At 42.7% G+C, this 13325-nt stretch carries 11 protein-coding genes and 1 pseudogene; 4 read left to right on the top strand and 8 right to left on the bottom strand.

Going from position 1 to position 13325, the window contains the following annotated elements:
• Positions 1-33 precede the first annotated feature (33 nt).
• On the bottom strand, positions 34-597 hold the full coding sequence (locus tag ACLFKQ_RS00935) for a DUF2854 domain-containing protein (RefSeq protein ID WP_448998060.1): 564 nt from the start codon (positions 595-597) through the stop codon (positions 34-36).
• An 86-nt stretch (positions 598-683) separates the two neighbouring features.
• Here ACLFKQ_RS00935 and ACLFKQ_RS00930 point away from each other — a divergent pair, with 86 nt between their 5' ends.
• Positions 684-875, top strand: a complete 192-nt coding sequence (locus ACLFKQ_RS00930) for a hypothetical protein (protein ID WP_448998059.1) — start codon at positions 684-686, stop codon at positions 873-875.
• A gap of 214 nt (positions 876-1089) precedes the next feature.
• Here ACLFKQ_RS00930 and ACLFKQ_RS00925 read toward each other — a convergent pair whose 3' ends face one another.
• Positions 1090-2769: a transglutaminase domain-containing protein gene (locus ACLFKQ_RS00925; protein WP_448998058.1), complete on the bottom strand. Its 1680-nt coding sequence runs from the start codon at positions 2767-2769 to the stop codon at positions 1090-1092.
• Between the two features lie 350 nt (positions 2770-3119).
• Here ACLFKQ_RS00925 and ACLFKQ_RS00920 point away from each other — a divergent pair, with 350 nt between their 5' ends.
• Positions 3120-5936, top strand: a complete 2817-nt coding sequence (locus tag ACLFKQ_RS00920) for a cation-translocating P-type ATPase (protein WP_448998057.1) — start codon at positions 3120-3122, stop codon at positions 5934-5936.
• Between the two features lie 70 nt (positions 5937-6006).
• Here the strand turns inward: ACLFKQ_RS00920 and ACLFKQ_RS00915 are convergent, their stop codons facing one another.
• The 6 genes from ACLFKQ_RS00915 to ACLFKQ_RS00890 form a co-directional block, all read right to left on the bottom strand.
• Positions 6007-7602 (bottom strand): YcjF family protein, encoded by a 1596-nt coding sequence (locus ACLFKQ_RS00915; protein WP_448998056.1) that lies wholly within the window; start codon positions 7600-7602, stop codon positions 6007-6009.
• Between the two features lie 508 nt (positions 7603-8110).
• On the bottom strand, positions 8111-9499 hold the full coding sequence (locus ACLFKQ_RS00910; protein ID WP_448999426.1) for a 1-acyl-sn-glycerol-3-phosphate acyltransferase: 1389 nt from the start codon (positions 9497-9499) through the stop codon (positions 8111-8113).
• A 390-nt stretch (positions 9500-9889) separates the two neighbouring features.
• Positions 9890-10519 (bottom strand): DJ-1/PfpI family protein, encoded by a 630-nt coding sequence (locus ACLFKQ_RS00905; RefSeq protein WP_448998055.1) that lies wholly within the window; start codon positions 10517-10519, stop codon positions 9890-9892.
• Positions 10520-10526: 7 nt separating this feature from the next.
• Complete coding sequence (locus ACLFKQ_RS00900; protein ID WP_448998054.1) at positions 10527-11228, bottom strand: SDR family NAD(P)-dependent oxidoreductase; 702 nt, start codon at positions 11226-11228, stop codon at positions 10527-10529.
• A gap of 152 nt (positions 11229-11380) precedes the next feature.
• The gene (locus tag ACLFKQ_RS00895) at positions 11381-11812 is read right to left on the bottom strand and encodes a hypothetical protein (protein WP_448998053.1); all 432 of its coding nucleotides are present in this window, start codon (positions 11810-11812) and stop codon (positions 11381-11383) included.
• A 59-nt stretch (positions 11813-11871) separates the two neighbouring features.
• Complete coding sequence (locus tag ACLFKQ_RS00890; RefSeq protein WP_448998052.1) at positions 11872-12246, bottom strand: phasin family protein; 375 nt, start codon at positions 12244-12246, stop codon at positions 11872-11874.
• Between the two features lie 185 nt (positions 12247-12431).
• On the opposite strand from ACLFKQ_RS00890, the pseudogene ACLFKQ_RS00885 reads away from it, so the two are divergent.
• A pseudogene (locus tag ACLFKQ_RS00885) lies at positions 12432-12836 on the top strand (DUF6444 domain-containing protein); the annotation flags it as partial.
• 74 nt (positions 12837-12910) lie between these two features.
• Positions 12911-13325 (top strand): transposase (locus ACLFKQ_RS00880; RefSeq protein ID WP_448998051.1); only part of this gene is annotated, 415 nt, incomplete at its 3' end.

The raw sequence follows: 13325 nt of genomic DNA, 5'->3' as shown, positions 1-13325 counted from the left end.
AACTGCGATCGCTCTTTTGTTCTCTTGCCTGGTTTACTCTTCGCTTTTCTCTGTTTCCGAGCATCTAACCAAAGCTAGATCGATTCTTGCCTTCTCTGGTTGAGTAATTATGGCTTTGATGTTTGGACCAAAAAACTTTTCAATTCTCGGCTGTTTTTCTTGCCATTGTTCTAAGGATATAAATGGGGAATAAAACTGCATTAATAAAGTATATGCTCCGTCGGTTGCAGTTTCTTGGATGCCTATGAGTTCTGGTCGATCTTCGTCAGTTGGACTCAAGCCGACTCTTGCTAAGGAGTCATCTAAATGTGCTTCTTGTCCGTAACGGTAACGAGTCACATCCTTTCTCAACTGGTTTTGCGTCGCAGTTGCCTGTTCTCGCAATGTGATAATTTCTGGCGGAGTTTCTTTGGTATAAGGAATGGGTTTGAGTTCGGCAGCTTTAAGGGCAAATCCACCCAGTAAGAGGGGAATACCATAAAAAAATCCTGCTAAATTTAGAGTAGAATTGCCAATAGCATAAGCATAAAAGCCAACTGCAGTTAAAATGCTACCTACGGTTAATCCGACTGCAGCCAAGGGTATTTTACGCAACATAAAAAATAAATCTTGTTTAAATTTGTCAATATTGTCTATTCTAGAGCTATGAGACGCTCTATTTTAAATTAAAGTAAACATCAAATATGGATAAAGCTACCATTAAAACCAAGATCGCCGAAATCGAAAGTAAGCGAGAGCTATTGGTTGAGTTATTAGAAGATCCTCAGCTCGGTACTTTGAGAGTAGATGTGGATCAGGCATTAGAAGAATTAGATGAATTGCTCGAAGAATTTCGCCAAACTTTTCCTGAAGAAAATATTTCTAATAGTATTTAAGCCGATGTCTCGACTAAAGAGGCGGCTTGGGTGCTCTCTCTTCCATAGAAAAAGTAATATGAAATACTCAAATGTTTGCTACAAATGACTAAAGTGGTTGCAGTCAATAGTTTCTCCTGCCTCCTGCCTTCTACCGTCTGCCTGATAAGTTGTATGTGTAGCATTCTTTTTGAGATTTCATATAAGCTCGTCTCACTGTCTCCCTCTCCATCTCTTATCTGTCTGAAGTTGGCTGCAATTCCTCTAAAATCGTAAACCGCACGTGATTCAGAGCTAATTCGCCGATAGAAACTTTTTCTTTATCTACTGGTATTCCTTGGCTAATCAATTGTTCGAAGGGAGTATCTTTTGCCATCTCTGCATGATACCAGGAAAGTCCCATAAAAAACCGAGTGGGATAGGGTCCCCCTTCATACAAATCGTCGGGGTTAGATTCCATTGGTAGCCAACCATAACCAGGTAGATAAAATTCCATCCAAACATGATTGTAATCGGGTTGAAGGGGATTATTTTGATGCAAAGGATGGGGAGGACATTTATAGCGCCCGACAGTGCGACAGGCAATACCATTAAGGCGACACAACGCCAAAAGTAGACCTAAATATTCGCCACAAGAACCAACTCCCCGTCTGAGAACGATATCGGGGGTATCGATGTGAGGCTTAATTCCATAGGTCAATTTGTCGTAAACATAGTTACGAATGCTGTAAACTTGCCGCAACAAGTTGGTTTCCGTACCGATAGCATCGGCGGCAGCGCGCTGGATAATCTCGCTATCCATAGCCAGGTTGTCGTTATCGACTAAATATTTAGTAGCCAATTCAGCAGAAAGTTCTGGTACGTTCTCGCAATCACGGGGTTTAATTTGGTATTTAATACTCCAAACTTCAATAACAGCTCTCCAACCAAAAACATAGCGTTCTTCTGAATTTAAGCTGTCGAATTTAAACACGGCAATTCTCTGTCCATCTTTAACTTCTTCAGTAAAAGGCAGTCCGATGGGTTCTACTTCGATGATTTTCTGGCGGTCGGTTTCGGCAGGGAGGGCAATACGCCATTCTAAATCTTTTAGTTCGATCGGATCGAGAGGTGAAATTTCTTCGACATAGGAGATCTCGATCGCATAGCCATTAGAAAGAGCATATTTTTTATCTGGATAGTAACAAAAGTAAAGGGGATGAATGAAAGTGCGATCGCGATACTGTAATTCGTGGTTGGGTTCGGCATTGGGATTATCTCGGATATAAACTTCGCGATCGGCATAAGCTACATATAAAGTTTCCTTGCCAGTTTCGGCATTCCTAGCAAAAGCCAATCCGGTAGGAGATTCAAAAGGTGTCAGCACGCTAAAAATAGTTTCTCCCGTGGCGCGCTCGAGGCAATAGATGGTCTGTTCTACAGTGTCGCTCAGCCAAATACGATCTTCATTAACGGTAATATTTTCCAAACCAATGCCGGGAAGATAAAAATGGGTAATTTTGCTAGCGCGCTCGAGACTGTAGATCAGAATTTGTCCTAATTTTTCGCTGGTAATATAAACGGTAGATTTCCAGACAGCAATCCCATCCACATCGTCATCTAGACGGACGAAGACCTCGGGTTTTAAGTTGGGATCGTTGAGGGAACAATAATAGACGCTTTCGCGATTGGTAAACCAAAGTCGCTCTCCGGCGATCGCCAAGCCCGTCGCTCCCAAAAAATCCGACCAATTGTGAGAGTTGACAATAACAGTATTATCCGTAGCAGGATCGATCTTTAATAAATAGCCGTTGCGCGAATCGATCGCCCATAAATATCCTTGGTGAAAGACAATGCCGTAAATCGAACTAGCCGCGATAGGTCTAATAGTTCTGGTGGTAGAGTTAATGGAAGTGGCTATTTTGGAGCTGGTCATTAGATAGGTAGGTCAACTTAATTTAACGGTGAACAAAAGGTTGGGGATGAGAGGGGGAAACAGGTAGATCGGTTTAACTTTTACCGATCTTCAAATAAAATTGCTAAGCAATCTTACGTTTTTTAATATTTAAACTAAAAGCGCGATCGTCGAAGATTAAGCTTTATTGTTCCCCACTGTTAGTAGAACTGTGAGATGTACATAATAGTAGCAACATCCCAACAGGCAAATTCGATCTACGAATACCAATTGCCCAAATTGTTGGTTTTTAAGTCTTACAATTTATAGCCATATACGACTAGTCGTCAAGTATTACTTTTCTATCAACCGTCCTTATCTTAGATGCTCTCGTGAACCTACCCAATACATCCACTCCGATACTCGCCGATCTCGAGCGTCCCTGGCATACTCTATCGGTAGTTAATACCCTCGAAATACTCGATAGTAGTATCGAATACGGATTGACCACGGCAGAAGTAAACAGAAGACTAGAGCGATACGGTAAGAACGAAATTAAAGCAGAATCGGGACGTAGCAACTGGGAGATACTACTCGAGCAGTTTCGAGACATCATGTTATTGATGCTGATCGCGGTGGCAATTATTTCGGGAATCCTCGATCTAATTAATTTACAGCAGACAGGAACTGCGGCGGGAGAAATTCCTTTTAAGGATACGATCGCGATCGTGTCGATTGTGATTCTCAATGGAGTCTTGGGTTATTTACAAGAAAGCCGCGCCGAAAAAGCCCTCGCTGCTCTAAAAAATATGACCTCACCTTCGGTTCGGGTATTGCGTGACGGTAGAAAAATCCAGGTGGATGCTGCCAATCTCGTACCTGGAGATATTATTTTCTTAGAAGGTGGCGACAAACTCTGCGCTGACGGACAAATTTTAGAGGCGGTCAACTTACAAATCCAAGAATCAGCTCTGACGGGAGAAGCTCAGGCAGTAACTAAGCATTGTCATGCAAATTTGAGTGAAGATACTCCTCTAGGCGATCGCATCAATCTAGTCTTTGCTGGTACACAAGTACTACAAGGCAGGGCTAAAGCGATCGTCACTAAAACGGGTATGGCTACGGAGTTGGGAAAAATTGCCCAGATGTTGCAGTCAGTAGAAGAAGAAGATACGCCTCTGCAGCAGAGAATGAATCAGCTAGGACAGGTGTTGGTAACTGGTTCGATGATTTTGGTGGCAATTGTCATTGTCATTGGCGTAATTGTTAGCGGTTGGAGTGCCTTGCAAGATTTGGTCGAAGTTTCGCTCTCGATGGCAGTAGCAGTAGTCCCTGAAGGTTTGCCAGCGGTAATTACCGTTACCCTGGCATTGGGTACTCAACGGATGGTCAAGCGTCACGCCTTAATTCGCAAGCTTCCTGCGGTAGAAACTCTAGGTTCTGTCGATACCATTTGTTCCGATAAGACGGGAACCCTGACTCAAAATAAGATGGTAGTACAGGAGGTAGAATGCCTCTCAGGTTCGTGGTTGGTTACGGGTGAGGGATATCAGCCCTGGGGCAAATTTAGAACTTCGAGCGATTTAGAAATCGAACCGGCAAATTACCCCGAATTAGAAATTTTATTACTCGCCTGCGTACTCTGTAACGACGCGACTCTGGCTGGAGACGAGCAGCAACAATGGCAGATTATTGGCGATCCTACAGAAGGAGCATTGTTATGCCTAGCAGGTAAAGGAGGTTTCGACCAACCCACACTCAACAGTAAAATTTGCCGAGTCGCTGAGTTTCCCTTCTCCTCAGAACGCAAACGGATGAGCGTGGTTGCCAACCTGGGAACTTATAGCGATCGCTGCGTCAGAGGAATTGAAAATTACGAGTTGGTTTTATTTGCTAAAGGTTCGCCAGAATTAATTTTAGACCGATGTACTCATGGGCAACAGGGCAATCGCCCCATTCGGTTAACTATGGTAGAACGCGAGCGCATTTTAGCAACCAATAACCAAATGGCGGAAAAAGCATTAAGAATTTTGGGATTAGCCTATAAACCTCTAACGGAAATTCCCGCTGAAACTGCTGCTGAAACTAGCGAAAGCGATTTAATTTGGCTTGGTTTAGTGGGCATGATGGATGCCCCGCGCACCGAGGTTAGAACGGCAGTAGCCGAATGTCTGCAAGCAGGAATTCGCCCGATTATGATCACGGGAGATCATCAACTAACCGCCAAGGCGATCGCTCGAAATTTGGGAATTGCCAGCGAAAGCGATTTCGTTCTCAACGGTAGAGACCTACAACAACTGTCACAAACCGATTTAGAACGGGAAGTAGAACGGGTAAATATCTACGCCCGCGTCTCTCCCGAACATAAATTACGCATCGTGCGGGCACTGCAACAACAGGGAAGATTCGTCGCGATGACTGGGGATGGAGTCAATGATGCCCCAGCACTCAAACAAGCCGATATCGGCATTGCCATGGGAATTACGGGTACGGATGTGAGTAAAGAAGCCAGCGATATGGTGTTGCTGGATGATAATTTTGCCACCATCGTTGCTGCTACCGAAGAGGGTAGAGTAGTTTACAGCAATATTCGCCGCTTTATTAAATATATTCTGGGTAGTAATATCGGGGAAGTAATCGTCATTGCCACTGCGCCTTTAATCGGACTTCCAGACGTACCCCTAACGCCTTTACAAATTCTCTGGATGAATCTAGTTACCGATGGGTTACCAGCCCTAGCCCTTGCAGTCGAACCACCCGAACCCGATATTATGAAGCGTCCGCCCCTAAATCCGAAAGAAAGCATCTTTGCTAGGGGTTTGGGTCTTTATATTGTCAGGATTGGCATTATCTTTTCTATTATCACCATCGCTTTGATGATTTCAGCTTACCGAGCCTTTCCCGATACCTGGCGTACCATGGTGTTTACCACCCTGTGTATCGCTCAAATGGGACACGCCCTCGCCGTGCGATCGCACGAACGTCTGACTATTGAAATCAATCCTGTTTCCAATCCTTATTTACTAGCTTCGGTTATAGTCACTACCAGTTTACAGCTAATGCTAATTTACGTACCGCCTTTACGCAGCTTTTTTGGTACCGAAGTACTAATCGGAGAACAATTATTAATTTGCTTTGGTTTTAGTTTGCTGATGTTTGTGTGGGTAGAACTAGAAAAGTTAGTTGTGCGATTTTTGATGAGAAAGTAAATTACAGCGATCTGTCACTGTAACCATGACTTTTCTGCAACCAAATCTCAACTTGTAACTTTCTACTTTATTATTCCCACTCATCAGCCAAATGAGCCTGCATTTCTTCTACTTCTGCTTGTTCTTCGATTAACTCCGCCTCATCTTCCCAAGCTTCAGACATTGGCTGAACTACTTTAGAAATAGCATCTTTAACAAAAGATTTAATAAATTCATCGCGGCGACTTAGTTGAAACTGTCGCTGTACCACTTCGCTAATACCACCATCCCCCCAATCGAGGTCTCGTTTAAAATACTCGACAAAACTTTTACCAGCAATACGGGTTAAGTAAGCCGCCGAAACTGCTTGAATGACTTTGCCTACTACATAAGTTGCTACGTGAAACTGTAAGGCTTTTGCTAATAGATCTACTGCACCTTTAACTACTCCCAAACTAACTAAAGTTTTACCCAAAGACAAGGCTAATTCTTTACCTCGTTCGAGGTCTAATTCTACCCCATAAATTTTGCCAAGTTCGACCACCATTTGAGCATTAACCGCTGCAGTTGCTAGCATATCTACAACAGGCAGTGGCGTAACCGCAATTACTCCTGCCCCGATCCACTGATAGCGAACGATTACTTTATCGGATTCTCGGCGTCTTTGTCGGTCGATAATTTTTCTGGCTTCTTCTCCCAAACGATGAGACTGTAGAAGAATATTGTCCGCGATTAAATCTTCTCCTTCTGCCCTCAAAACTGCTACCAATCTTTTAATTAGAGGTGTAATTTCAGGTTCGGGTTCGATTATTTCACCTGTTGGTAATTGAACTGGTTGGGGATTAGCGGCGATCGCAATTACGTCGCTGGGAGGAATGAACGATTTAACTCTTGCTCTCAACCGCGCTAAAATCGTCTCTTTGTCTTCGTCAGTGTAGAGATCGATTTTATTGAATACTAGAAGCGATCGCTTGCCGATTTCCGCTAGAGTTTTTAAAGGCTCGTATTCTGAAGCCCGCAGATCGTTATCGACGGTAAACACTAGTAGATCGGCATCTGTAGCTAGCTGTCTGGCTAGTTCTCCTCGTTCTGTTCCTGCGATTCCCGCTTCTAAAATACCGGGGGTATCGGTAATGAGAATTTCTCTAGCTACGCCGTCTAACTTCAAGCTATATGTCTTGCCGTCTCTAGTAGTTCCCATAGTCGAGTTGACTTCCCCAACTATTTCGCCAATAAGAGAGTTAACTAGTGATGTTTTTCCTGCAGAACCTGTACCAAAGACGACTACTTTGACTTCCCCTCGCTGCAAGTCTGCTTCTATTTGCCGCGATCTATTTAACAATGCTTGTTGAGCGATGGTATCTTGAATTTGCCCGACTTGCTTTCTCAAAGCTTTAAGGTTTTCGGCGGCGGCTTGATTTTTTTGTTCTGGTACTCTTACTCTGGGGCGACGCTTGGGTTTTTGTCGACGAGATTTTTTGGAAGTGTATTGGTTTAGGTAGTAGACGAACCCGACAATTATCGAACCAATCAGCAAAATTAGCAACAAGAGCAGCAAATTAGCCAACAAAGGGGCTGTAAAAGAAATTTGAATGTAGAGTCTGTAAAGAGACGTTACCAGCCAGATGGATAGTCCGAGAATTAGGCTAAGTCCGAATAATAGAGCTAGAAGGCGCAATAGAGGCATTGTTTAGCGAAAGGTTTTTATTGACTAAGCTAGAGAATTTGATTACTTCTAATTTATCGAATACTTGCCAACTAAATCCCAAAATAGTCAGAGATTACTCCGTGCCCTCGACGACGGAGCCTGACGAACAGCTGCACGAGCAAAGCTCGAAGTACGGGAGATTTGCTCTCACTCCTTTGAAAACTATTGGTCAGTAACTAGGTAAATTTCCCAGATCTAACCGTAAACATCGGGCTGACAAATAGAGACTATAGCAGTTCTCATATTGTATTGGTGAGATACAAAGTTTTTTAGTTTTGAGGTAGGTGTTAGCTGTACCTCATGAGTTCGAGAAACGCTATAGATAAAGATTTTAGTGATATCGAAGTTTAATAATAGCCATATATTTACATAAGCAATCATTATAATTTTCCGAGCCTATACCAAAATGAGGGTGATGGAACTTTTAAAGATGTATACTTTGGTAATCGGATTTAGTATGTTACTGTATTCTTCTCGAGAATTGGTATCAGACAATCATTGCCGTTAAAGCCTTTTGTATATCTTGAGTCAATCGCTCGATAGCCTGTTTTGCACTTTGGGAATTTTGTCGATAAGCGATCGCCCTTTGACTGACATCAATTGTTTCTCCAACAGTTACTGTGGATTTGCGCCATCCCAAACGAGGACGACGAGGATTTTTATTGCCCTTGATTCTGGCGATCGCATCAAAGATAATTAGAGTTGTTTCGGCAAATCTTTCAAAACTAGGTTTCTCTCGAACATAAGTACCCGTGACGGCAACAAAACTTTCTACCAAACGCATATGCCGCATCCGCAAGTCAGCTTCTGCCGCGATCCAGTCTGCCAAACCACGTTTGAAAGGAGACAAATTTTCTAACTCATCGCGATTTAGGCGATAAATATAATTCCAACCAGCCTCTTCTAAACGACGACAGCGATCGATGATATCTCCTGTTTTTTCGAGACCAAAATATGCTTCTGCTACTTTTAAAGATACATCCAATAATGTTTTGAGTCTATTGGTAAGATTGGCTTCTGAACTATTCGATTGAGATAAATCTGGAAGGCGGCAACGATAGAAACAACGATAAAACTGTTCCATTTCTGTGAGACAATATTCTCCCAGTCTCAATAAACGAGGGTAAAATAACTTTTCTGGTTTCTCGGAGTGGTCTATTTCTAATGGTGACAAACCACAATCGGTTTCTAGCTTACTCAACAACGAATCGAGCTTTGACCACTGAGGATCGAGATAATGATACTGAATATTAATCGGAACGACAATAACTCGTTCCCTACGGTTAGCTTTGGACAAATCCTCTACACACCAAAATGCGAATTGAGCCACACCAGATTTAAGAGGACTAACAATTTCACTATGACCGTTAGTAGCACCTTCAGGAGCGATTACTAAAGGAAACTTACCATTAACTAATAATTCTCGTGTCTTCTTAATCGCTTGCCAGTCTATAGTTTTACCTCGATGTACCGGAATACCTCCTATCTGAGCAAACAACCAACCTAGCCAATCACCCGCCCAGATTGTCATACCTCTGTCATACATAAAATAGCTATGAATTGGAGGTTTTAGAGTAATGCCTTGTTGACGAGCAATCGTGGGCATCGCACGGGAAAATAAATACAAACCACTGAGCGGATCGTCTACTTCACAATGACGAAAAGCCAAAATTAAGCGAATCTTCCCGAGTTGAAATTGATGATAAAGTTCGACCAGAGTTGCTCCATTGACGGTTTCGATTTGGCTAATTCCAGCGGGTAACCAAGGTTGCAAGCGAAATCTTTGTAAAATTGGCAAAACCCAATGAACTAGCCGAAGTATCAGAGGATTAAAGGTTGGAGGAATAAATTCAAGTTTTGGTCGAGCGTGACGCATATTTTGGTAGTCAATGGTTGATTGTTTTATTTTCCCTTCTGCTTCCTCTACTCTGCCAAGTCGATCGATCTCTATCAAGTTATTAATTCTCTATGACAAGTTATTAATATAGTCGCAGCAGGCGATCGCTCGTTATAAAAAGCATGGGCATCCTAACCTAATTAGCTCTATACTATCGCTACCCTTTCTCAAAACATAATTCAATCGGCGCGATCGATTCGTGTCACTATTACTTTCTGATATCGATCGGGACTTACGCAGTTGAATGAAATTTCGTTGTTTGAGCAGCGAGTCAGTAACGGTAAATCAAGGTTTAGAGTGCTGAAGTGCGTAAGTCCTGATTGATGCTGAAGAACGTCATTGCTTGTTTTCTAGCCTCTCAAATCCTGCTTATTTACGCGAATTAGAAGCAGATTTTCGCCACACCGTACCGCAGCGCTCGTACTCTAGCTCTCTTTCTACTTCATAGGCGACTTGAGGACTTAAAAATCGCTCTAACAACCACAAAGCCAGTTCTAAACCAGAGGTAACACCAGCAGCAGTAATAATCTTATCGTCATCTACTACACGAGTTTTAGTGATTTTTGCACCTTTAGCCTGCAACTCTGGTATGGCTGAGTGATGGGTAATAGCCGAGCGTTCGTTCAATAGTTCGGCAGTGGCAATTAACATCGCTCCCGTACAAACCGAGGCTATGGTAGTATTATCATTATTAAATAAGCGAGAAATTGCTGCAGGTATTTTACCCCGTTGAGCTTCCGCCCAAGCTCCCCGCTCGGCGCGACTCGACCAACCACCGCCAGGAACGATTAAAATATCTGGTGGTGCGTCGGAATTTAGAACGACTTGAGGTTTAACTTTCAATCCATGAGCGGCAGTAATTTCCTTTACCTCATTTAAAGTAACTAGTTCGGTCTTTACTTGAGAGCCAACTGCTGCTGCGCTTTGCAAAACTTCAAAAGGTGCGATCGCATCTAGTTCGTCGAACCCGTCGAAGATAATAATTTGTATCTTTAACATAGTCGATCTACCAGTTTTCGCCAAAGGGTCGCAGATCCAACTCAAAAGTCCAAGCCGAAGATTTTTGTTGAGTGAGAAAAAAGACTGACTCGGCGATCTCATCGGAATTTAAAAAGTAGTCATCTGGTTTATCGGGCATCGCTCTGCGGGTACGTTCTAAATCGATGACACCATCGACAATGACATAAGAAACATGGATCTTTTCTGGATCTAGATATCTTGCCATCGACTGTGCCAGACTGCGCTGTGCGGCTTTAGCAGAAGCAAAGGGAGCAAAGTTAGCACCGCCTTTAATCGATGCCGTCGCGCCAATAATGACGATATTGCCACCTTCTAGCTTACGCATTTGAGGGAGAATCTGTTTGGCTACTGCTAGTAAACCGCGAGCGTTCACTTCCCAGGCACGTTGAAAAGATTCGACAGTAGTATCGTCGATATTAGTAAAAGCACCCGCACCCGCATTGTAAACTAGAACTGATATCGTTCCCATTTCCGACTCGATACGCCCAAACACTTCTGCTGCTCGCTCGCTCTCAGTTACATCGTATTGATAGGCTTTAGAGTCGGTAATTTTTGCTTCTAGTTGTTTTAAATAATCGATATTTCTCGCCAGCATCGCTACTCGATAGCCTTCTGCTGCAAACTTACGGGAAAAAGACTCGCCGTTACCTGAACCTACTCCCACGATTACACATACTGGTTTACTCATAGTAAAGATAGTAAAGTATCGAGCTCCTCTAGCGATCGCCTGTCAGAAATAAGGTTGTAACGGTGTATGGCAGAAACCACAAACAACTGAAAATAAACAATAGTTTCTATGCAATAAAATTTAAAACTAAGTGCTTGCGGCAATACCGATCGTCAATCTTTTTCCCAGTCAGGACAATTTTCATCTACCCAGCCATAGGGATGCATAGCACAAACCAGCAGTTTATCGTGATAAATACGACCGTGATAGTGAAGGCAGTTAATACAAGCAGGATTATTTTCAGCAGTAGGACGTTGAAAACCTACTCCCATAAAATCTCCATCTTCTACAAAGTCGTCAAACTCTTCCCAAATATTTACCTCAAATTCATCTTGGCTTTCGTCAATAATAGCGATGAAATCTTGGATAAATGAATCTATTTCGTAGGTAACTACGTCTTGAAAATGTTCGACAAAATCATCTAAAGTTTCACTAAACTCTTCGGCAAAAGACTCTGCCGCCTCGCTGGCATTGTTAAAAAAATCTTCCATTTCAATCGCTGTTTTTTCTAGCTTTTGCCACCATTCCTGTTGCCAATTTTTCATAACTAAATCGTAATTGTTTAATTTATCTCAAAATTTATCTTGCTGCTCTCTTGCTGCTCTTAAGGTTTTTGTTTGAGACGACGCAATTCTTCTTGTAAAGTTTCTACTTGTTGTCGTAACTCATCTGTATTACTACTTGCAGCTTGCTCCGTGTCTGTTTCGTCTACGATTTCGATGCGACGAGGTTCTCTGTGCTGTTGTTCGGTCGGTGCAGTCCCTGCAACCTCATTTTTTTGAGCTTGTTCGACAATCTCATTAACGAATTTACGCGCCTCTTCAGTAGTCATTTCGCCACGCTCTGCCATTTCATCGGCTAACTTTTGAGCCTGAATTTTTAAGTCGTTAAGAGTACTACCTGCTTTTTCTTGAGCATAAGAAGCAAATCCGACACCCATGTAAAAAGCTTTTTTAACGATATTTTCAAAACCTGCCACAGTTAGCTAACCTCTCTAATACTTCATACTGCCCATACGTCTATCTTAAAAGAAAACAGATTGACTACGTCTACGGTTTTCCCAAAGAACAATGGCGGAATAATAATAAGAATTTTTACTTTATTTACGTAAGGATTCAGGTATCAGGGTTGACAAAAAGGAAAAAGAGATTAAAGTAGCCAATAATGAGCGAAGCTAATCACCCCTTCAAAGCCGAAGAACTGCGCCAGTTGTCCAATGAGAAACTGGCAGAAATCGTGACTACCCAACAAAAGCTGATTGAGAAGCTAGAAAAAAGAATAGAACAACTGGAACAGAGCCTCAACCTCGACAGCCAAACCTCATCGAAACCCCCTTCAACTGACTTGCTGAAAAAAAGCGAGAGAAAACCAGAAGTAGGGTTGGAAGAAGCCAAAAAAGAGACAAAAAGAAAACCAGGAGGACAACCAGGACATCAAGGGAAGACGAGAAAAGGATTTGGGCGTGTAGACCGCTACGAAGTATTGAAACCGACCATCTGCTCCAACTGTGGAAATCAACAATGGAAGACTAAGGGGGTACGAGTAGATACTCAACAGGTAGCCCAGTTGGGGGTATGTAAAATAAATTGTGTCAAAGGTCAAAACACACTCTAATAAATAGAATTAATGTGAGGAATGAGACTATGACCTTTCGACCAGAGTTAATTGATGAACTGCTCAAAGACTATGAAAAACCAGAAGACCTTATTGGAGAAGGAGGAATCCTCAAACAACTGACCAAAAAACTCGTAGAGCGTTGTTTAGAAGCTGAAATAGACGTACATCTAGAGACTCAGAAGGCAGAGCGGGGCAAAAAAGAGCGACAAAATCGACGCAACGGACACAGCCGTAAAACCATTAAGGGGGAGTTTGGCGAAGCGGAACTTGCCGTGCCTCGCGATCGCGATCGCCAATTCGAGCCTCAGATGGTCAAAAAAGGACAAACTCGTTTTACAGGCTTCGATGACAAGATTCTCGCCCTGTATGCGAGAGGAATGACCACTCGTGATATCCAAGCCCAACTACAAGACCTTTATGGAGTAGAAGTATCGCCAGCCC

The organism is Myxosarcina sp. GI1(2024) (genome assembly GCF_053543375.1).
This window is presented reverse-complemented; position numbering and strand designations above follow the sequence as displayed.